17 protein-coding genes and 1 tRNA gene are annotated in these 15,931 nt (G+C 56.3%); 15 read left to right on the top strand and 3 right to left on the bottom strand.

Annotated elements, in window-relative coordinates; genetic code table 11:
* Positions 1-15: 15 nt before the first annotated feature.
* Complete coding sequence (locus ACTNB1_RS01535) at positions 16-372, bottom strand: hypothetical protein (protein ID WP_441167514.1); 357 nt, start codon at positions 370-372, stop codon at positions 16-18.
* Between the two features lie 209 nt (positions 373-581).
* On the opposite strand from ACTNB1_RS01535, the gene alr reads away from it, so the two are divergent.
* From alr to ACTNB1_RS01605, 14 genes are all read left to right on the top strand, one after another.
* Positions 582-1,709, top strand: coding sequence for an alanine racemase (gene alr, locus ACTNB1_RS01540; protein WP_441167515.1), 1,128 nt, complete (start codon positions 582-584; stop codon positions 1,707-1,709).
* A gap of 201 nt (positions 1,710-1,910) precedes the next feature.
* Entirely contained in the window at positions 1,911-2,276 is a 366-nt protein-coding gene (locus ACTNB1_RS01545) for a type II toxin-antitoxin system PemK/MazF family toxin (protein WP_441167516.1), read from the top strand.
* A gap of 52 nt (positions 2,277-2,328) precedes the next feature.
* Positions 2,329-2,892, top strand: a complete 564-nt coding sequence (locus tag ACTNB1_RS01550; protein ID WP_441167517.1) for a hypothetical protein — start codon at positions 2,329-2,331, stop codon at positions 2,890-2,892.
* Between the two features lie 93 nt (positions 2,893-2,985).
* Positions 2,986-3,531 carry a hypothetical protein gene (locus ACTNB1_RS01555; protein WP_441167518.1) on the top strand — a complete coding sequence of 182 codons (546 nt, stop codon included), beginning with the start codon at positions 2,986-2,988 and terminating at the stop codon, positions 3,529-3,531.
* Between the two features lie 66 nt (positions 3,532-3,597).
* Positions 3,598-4,014 (top strand): Mini-ribonuclease 3, encoded by a 417-nt coding sequence (locus tag ACTNB1_RS01560; RefSeq protein WP_441167519.1) that lies wholly within the window; start codon positions 3,598-3,600, stop codon positions 4,012-4,014.
* Entirely contained in the window at positions 4,005-5,729 is a 1,725-nt protein-coding gene (locus ACTNB1_RS01565) for an Rqc2 family fibronectin-binding protein (RefSeq protein WP_441167520.1), read from the top strand. The genes ACTNB1_RS01560 and ACTNB1_RS01565 overlap by 10 nt, the downstream gene beginning before the upstream one ends.
* A 25-nt stretch (positions 5,730-5,754) precedes the next feature.
* Positions 5,755-6,441 carry a response regulator transcription factor gene (locus tag ACTNB1_RS01570; RefSeq protein ID WP_441167521.1) on the top strand — a complete coding sequence of 229 codons (687 nt, stop codon included), beginning with the start codon at positions 5,755-5,757 and terminating at the stop codon, positions 6,439-6,441.
* Positions 6,442-6,524: 83 nt separating this feature from the next.
* Complete coding sequence (locus tag ACTNB1_RS01575; protein WP_441167522.1) at positions 6,525-7,448, top strand: ABC transporter ATP-binding protein; 924 nt, start codon at positions 6,525-6,527, stop codon at positions 7,446-7,448.
* On the top strand, positions 7,441-8,196 hold the full coding sequence (locus tag ACTNB1_RS01580; RefSeq protein WP_441167523.1) for an ABC transporter permease: 756 nt from the start codon (positions 7,441-7,443) through the stop codon (positions 8,194-8,196). Before ACTNB1_RS01575 ends, ACTNB1_RS01580 begins: the two co-directional genes overlap by 8 nt.
* Before the next feature lie 30 nt (positions 8,197-8,226).
* Positions 8,227-8,970: a hypothetical protein gene (locus ACTNB1_RS01585; RefSeq protein ID WP_441167524.1), complete on the top strand. Its 744-nt coding sequence runs from the start codon at positions 8,227-8,229 to the stop codon at positions 8,968-8,970.
* A gap of 61 nt (positions 8,971-9,031) precedes the next feature.
* On the top strand, positions 9,032-9,934 hold the full coding sequence (locus ACTNB1_RS01590) for a sensor histidine kinase (RefSeq protein WP_441167525.1): 903 nt from the start codon (positions 9,032-9,034) through the stop codon (positions 9,932-9,934).
* Between the two features lie 126 nt (positions 9,935-10,060).
* Positions 10,061-10,918 carry a sulfide/dihydroorotate dehydrogenase-like FAD/NAD-binding protein gene (locus tag ACTNB1_RS01595; RefSeq protein WP_441167526.1) on the top strand — a complete coding sequence of 286 codons (858 nt, stop codon included), beginning with the start codon at positions 10,061-10,063 and terminating at the stop codon, positions 10,916-10,918.
* Positions 10,919-10,934: 16 nt separating this feature from the next.
* Positions 10,935-12,332: an NADPH-dependent glutamate synthase gene (gltA, locus tag ACTNB1_RS01600; RefSeq protein ID WP_441167527.1), complete on the top strand. Its 1,398-nt coding sequence runs from the start codon at positions 10,935-10,937 to the stop codon at positions 12,330-12,332.
* A gap of 98 nt (positions 12,333-12,430) precedes the next feature.
* Positions 12,431-12,506, top strand: a tRNA-Ala gene (locus tag ACTNB1_RS01605).
* 137 nt (positions 12,507-12,643) lie between these two features.
* Here ACTNB1_RS01605 and ACTNB1_RS01610 read toward each other — a convergent pair.
* A complete protein-coding gene (locus tag ACTNB1_RS01610; protein ID WP_441167528.1) occupies positions 12,644-14,140 on the bottom strand; it encodes a M56 family metallopeptidase in 1,497 nt (498 codons plus the stop codon).
* A 4-nt stretch (positions 14,141-14,144) separates the two neighbouring features.
* Positions 14,145-14,501: a BlaI/MecI/CopY family transcriptional regulator gene (locus tag ACTNB1_RS01615; RefSeq protein WP_441167529.1), complete on the bottom strand. Its 357-nt coding sequence runs from the start codon at positions 14,499-14,501 to the stop codon at positions 14,145-14,147.
* A gap of 338 nt (positions 14,502-14,839) precedes the next feature.
* Between ACTNB1_RS01615 and ACTNB1_RS01620 the strand changes: the two genes are divergently transcribed.
* Entirely contained in the window at positions 14,840-15,898 is a 1,059-nt protein-coding gene (locus ACTNB1_RS01620) for an extracellular solute-binding protein (protein ID WP_441167530.1), read from the top strand.
* The last annotated feature ends 33 nt before the right edge of the window (positions 15,899-15,931 follow it).

A 15,931-nucleotide genomic window follows, 5' to 3' on the forward strand; every position in this document is an offset into this window, starting at 1 on the left:
GTTGGGGACAGAATTTTAGAATGCCTGCTGGTCATCGTCGTGGTCGGAATCGAGGTTTTCCGCGGCTTCCGCAGCTTCTGCTGCTTCCCGTTCCAGATCGTCCAACTCAGCCAGACGGCGGCGGAGAGCCTCCCGCTGGTCGGCGTCCATCTGTGATACCTGCCGGTCGAACTGCTCCTCCCGGCGGCGCTGGGCGTCCTGCTGATACTTTTCCTGGAGCTCAGCGCCGTATTTCCGGCCTTCCTCTACAGCCACTGCGCCCTTTTCCACCAGAACCTTTCCGGCCTTTCCAGCCTGTTCTACTGCAATGGCAGCCAGGCCCACGCCCGCCAGCCCGATGTTGGTCAAAACCTTGCCGATATCTTCTATCATAGCAAATGCCTCCTTAATAATATGCACTGATTCAAATGCCGTCGTTGGATTTCTGATCTTAGTATATACAGAAAAGCGAAAAATGTCTTTGTAATTCTATGAACAATGGATTAAAAATGGATAAAAGAGTCGGCCGCATTCCTCTTGTGAAGGAGGGCCAGACGTAGTATAATCAAAAGCACGATTTGGATCAGCGAAGAGGATGACACATGAAACAGACACAGACACGGACTTGGGCAGAGATCAGTCTTTCCAATTTGGAGCATAATTACCGTACACTGCGCGCCATGCTGCCCCATGGCTGCCGCTTTGTCGGCGTGGTGAAGGCGGACGCCTACGGCCATGGTGCGGTGCCGGTGGGCCGGCGGCTGGAGGCACTGGGAGCGGAATATCTGGCAGTGGCCTGCCTGGACGAGGCCCTGGAGCTGCGCCAAGCGGGGATCAAAACCCCCATTCTGATCTTGGGCTATACTCCGGTAGAGCGAGCGGGAGCTCTGCTGGAGGAGAATATCACTCAGACCGTCTACGACCTGGATACCGCCCGGGCACTGTCCAGCTTGGCGGAGCAGGCGGGCAAGTCTCTGAAGATCCATGTGAAAGCGGATACCGGCATGTCCCGGCTGGGTTGGCTGTGTGATAAGGAGCATCTGGCGGAGACCGTGGATACCATCTGCCAGGTGTGTGCGCTGCCCGGGCTGACGGCGGAGGGAATCTACACCCATTTTGCCAATGCTGATGGGGACGAGGGCTATACGATGGCTCAGTTCACCCGGTTCCTGGATCTGCTGGAGTCGCTGAAGGCACGGGGCGTGACGTTTGCCATCCGTCATTGTGCGGCCAGTGCCGCTGTGTTAAACTATCCCTGTACCTATCTGGATATGGTGCGCCCCGGCATTGCCCTGTATGGCCACTATCCCGATCCATCCTGCGAGGGACTGGATGGCCCCGGCCTGCGGCCGGTGATGACTCTGAAGACCCGGGTGGCGTCGGTGAAGGATGTACCGGCGGGTACTCCGGTGAGTTATGGCTGCACCCATGTGCTGGAGCGTGATACCCGTCTGGCGGCCCTGACCATCGGCTATGCCGACGGCCTGCCCCGGCTGGCCTCTGACCGCTGGCAGGTGGAGATCCACGGGCAGCGAGTGCCCATTGTGGGCCGGGTGTGCATGGATATGTGTATGGTGGATGTGACCGGGCTGGACGTAGTGCCGGGAGATGAGGCGGAAGTCTTTGGGGAACATGTCCCGGTGGAGGAGCTGGCCGATCTGGCAGGTACTATCCAGTATGAGCTGCTGTGTGCGGTATCCCCTCGGGTCCACCGGGAATACCGGGACTGAAGCGCACCAGCCGACAAAACCCGGCATACAATGGGCCGGGGAGGAAGCGCCGGCACAGCGGCGGAGTATGAGACGCCCGCCTGTTTTTTGCAGGCAGCGGGTATAAATCCCGCCGCCCCGTGGGAAAATCATAGTGACCGCGTTACATAGGCCGTGGCCGTGTGACGCAGGTGACTATTTTCCGGCGGAGTGTGAGCTTTTGTGGATAACAGCGTAAAACGCGGAGATATCTTTTATGCCGACCTGAGCCCCGTGGTGGGCAGCGAGCAGGGGGGCGTGCGTCCGGTGCTGATCGTGCAGAACGACACCGGCAACCGGCACAGTCCCACGGTGATTGCCGCCGCTATCACCTCTCAGACCGGCAAGGCCCGACTGCCCACCCACATCGAGCTCTCGGCCAACACCTACGGACTGCCTAAGGAGTCGGTGGTGCTGCTGGAACAGATCCGGACGCTGGACAAACGGCGGCTGAGAGAGCATATGGGCCGGCTGGACGAAGCGCAGATGCAGCGGGTAGACAACGCCATCGCGGTCAGCTTCGGACTGCACACGGACACGTTGGTGTAAATCAGGTGGGGCCGTCTGAACGGCGGCCCCACATTTAGAAATGGAGGTACATATGAAGAAAAAAGCGTTGCCCGTCCGACTGATTTCCGGCGGCTTGGTGACTCTGGCCCTGGTGGGGGTGGCGGTGGCTGCCGGTCAGCAGGGCAGCCAATCTGACCCGCTGATCACCCTGAGCTACCTGGAGAAGCAGGTAACTCCCTCCATCCTGTCCCAGGTAGACAGTAAGGTAGCCGCAAAGCAGACCGAGCTGGAGAAAAAGCTGGAGACCGTGACGGAGAGCTATGTGAAAGAGGTAGAGGACAAACTGGCCGCTTCCGGTGGGACAAGCACCGGCGGACAGACGGGTACCGGCAGCGCTGTTTATGAGGTGGTTACCCTCAATGCGGGGCAGACCCTGACCGGTGGAGCGGCCTGTGAGTTTCTGCTTCGCAGCGGTACTGCCACCTGTGTCTCCGATTCATCTCCCGGCCTGGTGGATATGACCGATGGGACCACACTGGCAAACGGTGGAGCCCTGAAAGCCAATCATCTTTATCTTGGTACCATAGAGGGACGGGGAGTGAAGGCCTCAACCTCGGTGACCATTATGGTGCGTGGGAGCTATACCATCAAATAATCTTGAGGGCGCACGAGATCCGTGCGCCCTCTTTGTGCATTTCCGTCCATCCTGTCCGCATAACATGAAGGTGAGAGAAAGGGGGGCGGCGGCATGGAACGGCGGTTTTCACTGGAGGGCGGCCGGGGGTGGCTGACCGTCCGGGATTCCCAGGGGCGCGCGGAATGTAAAGGCGAATTGCCTGACGATAAAAATGGGCTTTATAAAGGATGGCTTGCCGGTCCTGGTGGCAAAGTACTACTGGGTACCTTCGTGCCCGAGCAGGGCACACTGCGGTTGTCCCGTACCATGAGTATTGCCGAGCTGGAGCGGCAGGGGGCCTGGCCGCCCACCGGTGGGGAAGCGGTACTGGCCTATGCAGTGAGGCGGGAGCGTGAGAAGCCGTCTCTGCCTGCGGGCTGGAGCCGGATAGCCGAGCCGGCCCGTCTGATGGGGGAGCCTCTGCTGGCCCGAGCGTGGGAGGGGGGAGAGGCTTTGTTTTGCAAGGACGAGCAAGGCTTTTTACTTGCCAGAAAATTTCGGACTGACCGGCCGTTCCCTTTGACGCCGCTTTTTTGTTTTGCCCAGATCAGGGAACTGGACGGTGTCCCCTATGTGGTTTTTCCATTCCGGCCAGGCGGCTGTCCCCGGCTGGAATAGTTGTTTTTTCCTGCCGTTTGCGGTATACTTGCATGGCATCAAGTACAAAAGATATGAGGAATCATTATGATCGACTATTTTCATTTGAATGCCCAGCCTGATACCATCCAGGGCATCAGCAGTCTGGGGCTGGCCCATCTCGGCGACGGTGTATTTGAGCTGATGGTGCGCTCCTGGCTGTGTCTCCACGGCAAAGCTACCTCCAAGGGCCTCCATCGTGCCACTGTGCGCTATGTGGCCGCCCCTGCCCAGGCCCGGGCGGTAGAGAAGATCCTGCCCCTGCTGGACGAGGCGGAGGGGGACGTCTTCCGCCGGGGCCGCAATACCAGCCCCCACAGCGTGCCGCAAAACGCCACCCGGGCGGACTATCAGGCTGCCACCGGTTTGGAGGCTCTGTTCGGCTGGCTGTGGCTTCAGGGACGTACAGACCGGCTCAACCAGCTTTTTGCCGTGATGATGGAGGAGGATGAAGCATGCCGTTAGACGCTTTGTGCCTCACCGCCGTGGCGGAGGAGCTTCGCCCTGTTCTGGAGGGTGCCAAGATCGACAAGATCTACCAGCCCACCCGGGATGAGGTAGTGCTCTTTCTGCGGGGTCAGGGGGAGAACGTGCGCCTGCTCCTCTCCGCTAACCCCGGCCATCCCCGGGCCCATCTTACCACCCTGACCCGGGAGAACCCGGACAAGCCCCCCATGTTCTGCATGCTGCTGCGCAAACATCTGCTGGGAGGTCGAATTCTGGAGCTGAACCAGCCCCCTCTGGAGCGTATCCTGGACTTTAAGCTGGAGACCATTGACGAGTTGGGAGACCGGGTAGAGCGCCGCTTGGTATTGGAGGCCATGGGCCGCAGTGCCAACCTGATCCTGCTGGATGGAGAGGGACGTATCATCGACTGTATCCGCCGCATCGACGGGGATATTTCCCGGGGACAGCGGCAGGTACTGCCCGGCCTGTTTTACCGCCAGCCTCCGGCACCTGACAAGTTAAACCCGTTTACACTAAATGAGGAGCAGCTGCTGGCGGCTCTCGAAAATCCCACTCAGAAAGAGCCGGAAAAGCTGCTGATGGACACATTTACCGGCCTTTCTCCCCTGATTGCCCGGGAGATTGCCTTCCGGGCCGGAGGGGCTGAGGGCCTGTGCGGAGCGTTGCTCAAACTACGAAATGATGTAAATGAAAATAACTTTACACCATGTCTGCTGGTACGGGAGGGCAAAGCGGTAGACTTTTCCTTCCTGCCTATCCTACAATATGGTCCTGAGACAGAGAGCATCCGGCAGGAGAGCTTTTCCGCCATGCTGGACGGTTTTTATGAGCGCCGGGAAGCGGCGGAGCGGGTCAAGCAGCGGGGCCAGGATCTGGTGAAGACGGTGACCAACGCCCGGGATCGGACTGCCCGCAAGCTGGCCAATCAGGAGAAGGAACTGGTGGCCACTTTAGACCGGGAGAAGCTGCGGGAGCAGGGCGATATCATCACTTCCAACCTGCATGCCATGGAGAAGGGCATGACGGTGTTGAAGGCTATGAACTTCTATGATCCGGAGTGCCGGGAGATTGAAATCAAACTGGATCCCCTTCTCACGCCTCAGCAGAACGCCGCAAAGTACTATAAGGACTATAACAAGGCCAAGACGGCTGAAAAGATGCTAACCCTTCAAATCGAGAAGGGTGAAAAGGAATTGGAATATCTGAACAGTGTGCTGGAGAACCTGGAACTGGCGGAAGGGGAGCGGGACCTGGGGGAGATCCGCCAGGAACTCACTGATACCGGTTACCTCCGCCGGGCCAAGACTGCCGCCAAGCGGGAAAAGCGGGTGGCAGGCAAGCCCATGGAGTTCCGATCCAGCACCGGTCTGCGGATCACCGTGGGCAAGAACAACAGCCAGAATGACCAGCTTACCACCAAGATGGCGTATAAGAGCGATATCTGGCTCCATACCCAGAAGATCCACGGCTCCCACGTGATTCTGTGGCTGGAGGGGGGCGAGGCCGACGCCCAGAGCCTTACAGAGGCGGCGGTGCTGGCAGCTACCTTCTCCCAGGCCAGGGAGAGCACCCGAGTGCCGGTGGACTACACCCCGGTGAAATATGTAAAGAAGCCCGCCGGGGCCCGGCCCGGCATGGTGATCTATACCACCTACCAGACCGCCGTGGTGGATCCGGACCCGGAGCTGGCCAAGCGTCTGCGGGTCAAATAGGCGTCCTTTCAGGAGGAAAATAAAGATGGAGACCTATCATATTTTAGTGGTGGAGGACGATCCGGACATCAACAAGCTGCTGTGCCGGGTGCTGACTGGTGCCGGCTATGACTGCCGCCCGGCCTATTCCGGCAGCGAAGCGGCTCTGTGGACGGGCCAGTACGACTACGACCTGATCCTGTTGGACCTGATGCTGCCCGGCCTGACTGGTGAGGAACTTATTACCCAGCTGCGCCAGCGCAAGACCATGCCTATCATCGTCCTCTCCGCCAAGACCGGCCTGGAAGACCGAGTGAATGTGCTTAAACTGGGTGCCGATGATTTTATCCCCAAACCCTTTGACAACGCTGAGGTGCTGGCCCGGGTGGAGGCCCAGCTGCGCCGATACCACCAGTTCTCCGGCACGGTGGGTGGCAGTGTGCTTACCCACGGAGATCTGGTGCTGGATAAGGAGAGCGTGACGGTGACGGCGGCAGGCAAGCCGGTGGCGGTCACTGCCCGGGAGTTCCATATCCTGACTCTGCTGATGGAGCACCCCAAGAAGGTGTTTACCCGGGAGCAGCTCTACCAGCAGGTGTGGGATGGAACCTATATGGGGGACGACAACACGGTGAACGTCCATATTTCCAACCTGCGCTCCAAACTGGCTAAAGCCAGCCCTACCGAGTACATCAAAACGGTGTGGGGTATTGGCTTCAAGATGTGTGATTAAGACTTTCTTCACCTTTGCTTAAAGGCTGATTATTGACTTGCCGCTATACTGGCATCACAATCCAAGAGAAAGGCTGATGCCGTATGACACAAGAAGTATTGGTGACCCACGGGCTCACCAAGCGATATGGGAACCGGCCGGTGGTGGACCGGGTGGACCTGACGGTGGAGAAGGGCCAGATCTACGGCCTGGTGGGCCGCAACGGAGCGGGCAAGACCACCCTGATCCGCATGGTGACGGGACAGACCATCCCCTCCGGCGGGGAGCTGAACCTGTTCGGCGCCACCAGCGGACATGAGCTTGCCGCCATGCGTGCCCGCACAGGAGTGATGGTGGAGACGCCCAGCTTTTACCCTTATCTTACAGCCCGGCAGAATTTAGAGTACTACCGCATCCAGCGGGGCATCCCCGGCAGCCGGGTGGTGGACCAGGTGCTGGAGGAGGTAGACCTGGCGGACACAGGGAAGAAGACGTTTAAGAACTTTTCCCTGGGCATGAAGCAGCGGATGGGCCTGGCCCTGGCACTGATGAATCGGCCTGATTTCCTGCTGCTGGACGAGCCCATCAGCGGCTTGGACCCGGAGGGCATCGTGGAGTTTCGCAACCTGCTGCTCCGCCTGAACCAGGAGCAGCAGACCACCATCCTTATTTCCAGCCACATCCTGCCTGAGCTGGCCAATCTGGCCACCTGCTACGGCTTCATTGACAACGGTGTAATGCTGGAGCAGATCAGTGCCCAGGCCCTGCAGGAGAAGTGTCGGGCCTGTATCGAAGTACAGGTGGACGATGTCTCCCAGGCGTCCCTGATTTTGGAGAAGACGCTGGGTGTCCGGGATTACGAGGTGCTGCCCGGCAACATTGTCCGGCTGTACAGCTGCCTGGATCAGCCCCAGCAGGTGTCCCGCGTTTTGGTGGAGGGCGGCGCTGCTCTGCTATCTATCGAGAGCCGTGGGGCCAATCTGGAGGACTACTTCCTGTCCATGATCGGAGGTGTCCGCCATGCGTAACTATCTGGCTGCCGAGTGCTATAAGGTTTTTCGGAGAAAGTACCTCTACCTCACCCTGATCGTTGTTCTGGCCCTGGAAGGGGTGCTGCTGTGGGGCTGCTGGCTCACCAGCTCCTGGGGCAATGAGGGTATGAACTTCTATTCCGCCTCCACGCTGGTGGCTGCCATGTTGAGCATCGGTGTATATGCGACCATCCTCACCTGTGACATGGTTTTTTCCGAACAGTATAAGCAGAACACCATGAAAAACGAGGTGGCCTACGGCCTGCCCCGGGTGCGGATCTACCTGGGCAAGCTGGCAGTCTCCGCTCTGGTGTCCATCCTGGCCGCTGTAGTGATGGTGGTGCTGTATGTAGCCGGCTGCTGGGCGCTGCTTCCTCATGGGGATACGGATGCCGCAGCGCTGACCCTCATCGGGTACAGCCTACTGGGCGCTTTTCCCCTGTGGCTGGCAGCTCAGGGGATCACCATGGCTTGTTATTTCATAGTACGCAACACCACATTGGCCGCCTTTGTCAGCGTGGGTCTGCTGGGCGTAGTGCCGGGTATCCTCCAGGCTCTGGGACTGCTGTTCCATCCGGTGTTTGAGAGGGTGCGTCAGCTGATGCCTACGGTTATGTTGGAAAAGCTGCCTAATGTGGCCTTCCGCATGGACTACGTGGGCCTGTGCTGGCTGGTGGGCATCGTCCTGTTGGTCCTGTCCATCGTGGTGGGACTGGTGGCATTTCAGAAAAAGGAGATCCGCTGAACGGATCGAACTGCCGGGAGGGAAGCAGGCGTGCTCAACTACATCAAGGCCGAGTTGTGGAAGGCCCTGCACCACCGGATTACCTGGGGCATGACCATTTTCCTGGTCCTGTGTACTGCACTGTTTGGATTTTTGATGAACAGTGCCAACTATGCGGAATTGGTGGGCGCAGTCAGTGTGACAATGCTGACGGGGATGCTGGTGGTGCCCCTGCTGGTCCAAGTAGTGGATGGGAACAAGGGTGAAACCCTGAAAAATGAGATCTCCTTTGGCCTGAATAGGGGAAGAATTTACAACGGTAAGCTGTTGGCTGGCTTGCTGCTAGGTATGGCTTTGTGCGTCATTTTGGTGGCCGGACTCCTAGCTATCTGTTTTCCGCTGCTGCCTCACGATAATTTGGAGCAGGAGCACGTATCGCTTGGGGTACTGGGCTTCTGCCTGCTGGGTGCCCTGCCGATATGGTGTGGGATGCTTGCCCTGTGCCACGCCATGGCAGTGGCATTCCCAGGAACCGCCGTTTGGATGACGGCCTATTATCTGGTCTTTTTTGTAGGTCAGCCCATTCTGGCGGCATTGTCTTCTCTGTTTACTGGGGGACGGGTTTCGCCGTTGCTTCAGGCGATCCTGATGCCGTATACGCTGTTGATGCCGCCCTATTTGTCCGGCTGGCTCACCTGGAAGTACCAGCTCTGGTGCTGGGGGATCGGTTTGGGCTGGGGGGCAGCCAGCACTGCCGTAGGATCGCTTTGGTTTTTCCGGCGGGATATTCGATAAATACAAAAAGGCGCGCCCGGATTCCGGGCGCGCCCTTGGTCTATTCAAGGGGGCGTGAGAAATGGTGATCCTGTGTATCCTGCTGGCGGTGGCCTGCGGACTTCTGGGCTGGTGGGTGTGGGCTCAGCGCCGGGCACTGCGGAGTGCGGCAAAGCAGTTGAAGGAGCTGGAGCAGACGGGCAGCTCCGCGCGGGTACGGCTGGCGGTGCCCAACGGGGCAGCAGAGGAACTGCTCCAGGAGGTCAACGCGCTTTTGGAGGCCCGGCGCATGGATCAGGCTGTCTGGCGCGAGCGGGAAAAGTCCCTGCGCCAGCAGATTTCCAACATCTCTCACGACCTTCGTACTCCGCTCACCTCCATATTAGGATACCTTCAGCTGCTGGAAGACCCCGCTCTGCCGGAAGAAGAGCGGCGGGAGTATCTGGCGGTCATTGAAAACCGCTCCAAAGCGCTTCAGAGCCTGATTACCAGCTTCTATGAGCTCTCTCGGCTGGAGGGCGGCGAATATCCCCTGGAACGGGTGCCGGTCAACCTCCACGCCAGCCTGTCCGGCCTGCTGGCAGCCTTCTACAATGATTTTATGGAAAAGGGCTTTGATATGACGGTAGAGCTGGAGGAGGGTCTGCCGCCAGTGCTGGCTGACGAGGGGGCGGTGCTCCGGGTCTTCACTAATCTGATCCGCAACGCCTTGGAGCATGGATGCGGCAGGATGGAGGTACGGCTGTACCGGGAAGGGGAACAGGTGGTCAGTTTGTTCCGCAATGAGACCACTGACCTGACGCAAGAGGATGTTCCCCATGTGTTCGATCGCTTTTTTACCTCGGACAAGATGCGTACCGGCCGCAATACCGGCTTGGGATTGGCTATTGTAAAGGCGCTTGTCGACCGAATGGGCTGCCGGGTTACCGCAGATCTGGAGGATGGATATTTTGCACTGCGTGTCTTTTGGACAAAAATGGACTGATTAGTATATAATCTGAAAAAGGACCTTGGATGCCATTGACAAGTGGAACAATGGGTGGTATTCTAAAAATAATTGTGGTAATCTAATTAAAATTTAGGTAACCGTATTTTTTGAGAGGTGGGGAACATGGTAAAAATCGTACGAAAGAAGGTCCTCAACCCCAGTGTGACTCTGCTGGAAGTAGAGGCGCCTTTGATCGCCAAGAAGGCTCAGGCAGGGCAGTTTATTATCCTGCGGGTGGATGAGCACGGGGAGCGCATTCCTCTGACCATTGCCGACTATGATCGGGAGAAGGGGACGGTCACCATCATCTTCCAGAAGGTGGGCCTGACCACTGAACTGCTGGCGGACCTGAACGAGGGTGATACCATCCGGGACTTCGTGGGTCCTCTGGGTCTGGCCACCGAGCTGCCCGAAGGCACCAAGCGGGTGTGCGTGGTAGGCGGTGGCGTGGGCTGCGCCATTGCCTATCCCCAGGCCAAGAGCCTTCATGCCCAGGGAATCGCGGTGGACGTTATCGCCGGTTTCCGCTCCAAGGATATTGTGATTCTGGAAGACGAGTTCAAGGCGGCCTGCGACAATCTGTATCTCACCACCGATGACGGTACTTATGGTGAGAAGGGCTTTGTTACCGATAAGCTGAAGAGCCTGATCGAAGCTGGCAATCAGTATGATGCGGTCATCGCCATCGGCCCCATCATCATGATGAAGTTTGTCTCTGCTGTGACCAAGCCTTACGGCATTAAGACCATCGTTTCCCTCAACCCCATTATGATCGACGGCACCGGCATGTGCGGCGGTTGCCGGGTCACCGTGGGCGGCAAGATGAAGTTTGCCTGCGTGGACGGTCCCGACTTTGACGGCCATGAGGTGGACTTTGATGAGCTGATGAGCCGCAACACCGTGTATCGCGGGGAAGAGGCTGAGGAAAAAGAGCGCCATGCCTGCCGTATGGAGCAGATGGCTCACGACATGATTCGTTGAGAGGGGGGCGAGAAGGATGCCGAATATGAGTATGACCAAAGTGCCCGTGCCTGAGCAGGACGCGAAGGTACGCAGCCGCAACTTTGAGGAGGTCTGCCTGGGCTACACCAAGGAGCAGGCCATGGAGGAAGCCACTCGCTGCCTCAACTGTAAGAACAAGCCCTGTGTTTCCGGCTGCCCGGTGAATATCCATATCCCGGAGTTCATCGCCAAGGTGGCCGAGGGCGACTTCAAGGCCGCCTATGAGATCATTTCCGACACCAACGCCCTGCCCGGCGTCAGCGGCCGAGTGTGCCCCCAGGAGAGCCAGTGCGAGAAGTACTGTGTCCGTGGCATCAAGGGCGAGCCTGTGGCTATCGGCCGTCTGGAGCGTTTTGTGGCCGACTGGTACCGGGAGAACATCAATGAGATGCCTGCGAAGCCTGAGAGCAACGGCATCAAGGTTGCCGTAGTGGGCTCCGGTCCTGCCAGCCTGACCTGCGCCAGCGACCTGGCCAAGCAGGGCTATCAGGTGACTATGTTTGAGGCTTTCCATACCGCCGGCGGTGTGCTGGTGTACGGTATCCCCGAGTTCCGTCTGCCCAAGGCCATCGTGGCCAACGAGGTGAAAAAGCTCACCGCCATGGGAGTGGATCTGGAGACCGATATGGTGGTAGGCAAGACCTACACCATCGACGAGATGTTTGAGGAAGGCTACGAGGCTGTGTTCGTGGGCTCCGGTGCCGGCCTGCCCATGTTCATGGGTATCCCCGGCGAGACTCTGGCCGGTGTGTACTCCGCCAACGAGTACCTGACCCGTATCAACCTGATGAAGGCCTACCTGAATACATACGACACGCCCATCAAGAAGATCAAGAAAGCCGCCATCGTTGGCGGCGGCAACGTGGCCATGGATGCCGCTCGCTGTGCCATGCGTATGGGCGCCGAGCACGTGTATGTAATGTACCGCCGCGGCGAGGAGGAGATGCCTGCCCGCCGGGAGGAGATCCACCATGCCAAGGAGGAGGGCATTGAGTTCCTGTTCCTGAACAATCCGGTAAAGATCCTGGGTGACGACAAGGGCCGCGTTCGCGCCATGGAGTGCATCAAGATGGAACTGGGCGAGCCTGACGCCAGCGGCCGCCGCCGCCCCATCGAGGTACCCGGCAGCGAGTTTGAGCTGGAGGTGGACGCCGTCATCATGAGTCTGGGCACCAGCCCCAATCCGCTGATCCGTTCTACCACACCCGGTCTGGACACCAATAAGAAGGGCTGCCTGATCGCTGACGAGGAGACCATGGCTACTACCCGTGAGGGCGTGTATGCCGGCGGTGACGCCGTGACCGGTGCTGCTACCGTTATTCTGGCCATGGGCGCTGGTAAGAAGGCTGCCGAAGCCATGGACAAATATCTGAAGGAGAAGCACGGTAAATAAGCTCCTAAAAGAAATTTCAAAAAAGCGCAAAAAAATGATTGACAAATACAGTCGAGCCTAGTATAATAACCCTCGTCGGTCACGAGATGAACCGATCTGGGGGTATAGCTCAGCTGGGAGAGCGCTTGAATGGCATTCAAGAGGTCAGCGGTTCGATCCCGCTTATCTCCACCAACTCGATAAGAGTGAAACAAAAAACCCGTTTCCTTATGGAAACGGGTTTTTTGTTTTGTATTGAGCGCAGTACACAGATGGCAGAACAGTTCCAATCTCTCAAAAAATAAATACACAATGTGTTCTCGTGACACAGCTCAATCGAACATCACCGCATCAGCTAAGTCTTGATTGGTATTTAATATTTCTGTGTCTACGATAGACACCGGAGCATTACTTTTCACGATTTCTTCTCCTGTGATATCCCATCCGCCGCTAGGAGTAGTTTCGTTCGTATTCACCATCACTTCCATACCATGATACGTGAATCTTAACCAGCCTTCTCCAGTTATTACATCTTCTCCTGATAAGTACTCATAATCGTCGACACCGATCAAGGAGAAGAAATCTTCAAAAGACATTTCATCTTCCATGTCTGGAAAAAGTATATTTGCGGTGGTGACAAAACCAGCGCATGTTAACTGGTCTTCACATTCGTTCATGGCCTTTTCAGCATCACCGCTCTGTGTTCCAAAGAAGTAGTAAAGATATTCCGCCCCCGGTTCCCCAAAACATATAGCAGCACTGTCTGGGAATCCATCAAAACTTACCACAAATTCGCCTTCAGGATGCTCGTTTTTTAATTCACTCAGTGTTTTTCCGATATCTTCTTCCTTCAAAGCTCCCATAGCCGAGAGGCGTTGGGGATTCGAGGACAGGCAGGCCGTCAATACAACGCATACAATAACCGCCGATACTACTATCATCAGTGTCGGCTTCTTATACCTCATAATATTCACGATCCTTTCCTTAGTATCGCCCTCTCCAAAGGCAAGAGGCGCGCCAACGATCACTCTTTTTCCGGTGGAGAATTGCAGCAAAGAGGAGGAATAGTCCGCCCGAATATCTCTGCCCATCTGCTTCATTACCGCCTCGTCGCAGGACATTTCCATATCTTTGCTGGACAGCGCAAAGGCCAGCCAAACAAACGGATTGAACCAGTGGATACACATTGCCGCAAAAGCAAGCAGCTTTATCATATGGTCGCATCTGCGAATGTGATGCTTTTCGTGTTGGATGATATAGGATTGTTCGGCTTCGGACATGGCAGAAGGCAAATAGATTTTCGGGTGGATTAGGCCCATCACAAAGGGCGTGGGAATATAATCCGCAAGGTAAATATTATCTTTCAAAGGGATAGCGCCGGTCAATTTGCGGCGGAGTCGTATCAATTGGAGAAGATGAAACAGCAACATTGCCGCGACGCCGCAAATCCAAACAATGCTTGCAATAGATACCAGAACGTCAATAGAACCTGCTGTCATTACTTCAGCACGGTTGTCCGTCGTTTGATTCAGATCGGAAGCAGGGATATCAACCGTAATTGCTGGCCTTTCCGTATGGAGTTCATTCAAAGACACATACTCAACGCTGCCTGCTTCTGTGGTTAGTGCTGGAAAGAGGCCCATCAGGGAGAATTGCGATGTCAGTGATACCGGACAAAGCAGACGGAACAGCACAACTGCCCAAAGTGCATAGGAAAAAATTTTTGGTGCGTGCTTCAAAATAATTCTTGCAAGCAATACAACAATAATGGCAATGCTTGCAGTAATGGACATATTGAGTACAGCAGAAAAAACGGTATATAATGGCATACGATCACCTCATTTCATCTATAAACTTTTGCAGTTGATTGATTTCGTCATCGGATAACTTTTTCCTCGTAGAAAAGGCAGCCAAAAACTTTGGCAGAGATCCCTCAAATGTGTCCTCAACAAACTTTTCGCTCTGCATAGCATTAAACTCGTCTTTGGATATCAGCGATGTGACCGTGCCTTTGTGGTTCAAGAAAATACCTCGTTCACACAACCTTCGCAAAATTGTATATGTGGTTGACTTTTTCCAGCTCAGTTTTTGTTCACAGAGTTTTACTAATTCGCCAGAAGCTATGGGTTCATTTTCCCATATCAAATCAGCAAAACGGGTTTCTACTACACCTAATCTCATATCAGCCATATGATTTCCCCCATTGTATGAAGCTGAAGTTTACTCGGTGTAAACCTCTTTGATTGCAGTTTATATCGAGTAAACCAATTTGTCAATTAGTTCTTGTAAGAACTTTGTGCAGTGTGAGAAATGTCCTCCATAGAAAATTTGAAAACGCCTGCTCCGCTGTGATGGAGCAGGCGTTTTGTTATTGTGAAGTGCGGGATCCGAAAGGGAAGGGTGGCAAAAAAGAAAACCGGGGAGTTTTAAATATTACAACTAAAGGTGCTTTTTTTAGGATTTACTTAAAAAAGGAAAAGTATATAATGAAACCACGGGAAAGGAAAAGAAATTTAGGAGGTTTTACTATGAAAAAGAAGCTAGCTCTTGCCATGACCGCTGCGCTTTTAGTGGGACTTTTTTCCGGATGCGGCAGCGGGGACACCCCGAGCGGAGAGAATTCCGGTCAGCCGGGCGGGTCCGGCGGTGAGGAGACCTTGGTGGTCTATACCGCCAGAAGCGAAAGCCTGAACAACGCAGTTATCGGGAATTTTGAGGCGGATACCGGGATCCACGTGGAAGTAGTGACCGGCGGTACCGGCGAGGTGCTCAAGCGTGTGCAGTCCGAGGCGGCCAATCCCCAGGGCGATATCTGCTGGGCGGCTGACGAGGCTATGCTCAAGGATTACGCTGACTGCTTTGAGCCCTATGTCTCTCCCGAGGACGCCAACATGATGGAGGGCTACAAGAACACCAGCGGCTACTCCTCTCCGGCCTTCTGCGACCCCACAGTATTTATTGTGAACACGGACTTGGCGGGCGACATCGAGATCAACGGCTTTGAAGACCTGCTGAATCCGGAACTGAAGGGCAAGATTGCCGCCGGTGACCCCATCAACTCCAGCTCTGCCTTCCAGTGCCTGATCGCGGGCCTGTATGACATGGGCAACGGGGATCCTCTGTCCGACGAGGCGTGGGAGTGGGCCCAGGCTCTGGTGAACAATCTGGACGGCGTCAGCCTGAACAGCTCCTCTCAGGTTTATAAGGGCGTAGCCGAAGGGGAGTACGTTGTGGGTCTGACCTGGGAAGATCCTGCCGCCGCCTATGTGCGGGACGGCGTGGCCGTGAAGGTGGTTTTCCCTGAGGAAGGCGCCCTCATGTCCGGCCAGTGCGTCTCCATCATCAAGGGTGCACCCCATATGGAGAACGCCAAGAAGTTTGTGGATTACATGCTGAGCGAGGCCTGCCAGAACTATGTGGGCCAGAACCTGACGGTGCGTCCCCTGCGGGAGGGTGCCACCATGAACGACAGCCTGATCCCCTGGGATTCCATCACCCCGCTGGAGAGCTATGACGGCGTTTGGGTGGCGGAGAACAAGGGCACCATTACCGAGCGGTACAGCGAGTGCCTGGAGAACGCCAGCTGATCCGGCAAAGCCAAACATTAAGCAAGGAGCGGG

This window comes from Flavonifractor sp. HCP28S3_F3 (assembly GCF_052065355.1).
GTDB lineage: Bacteria > Bacillota > Clostridia > Oscillospirales > Oscillospiraceae > Flavonifractor.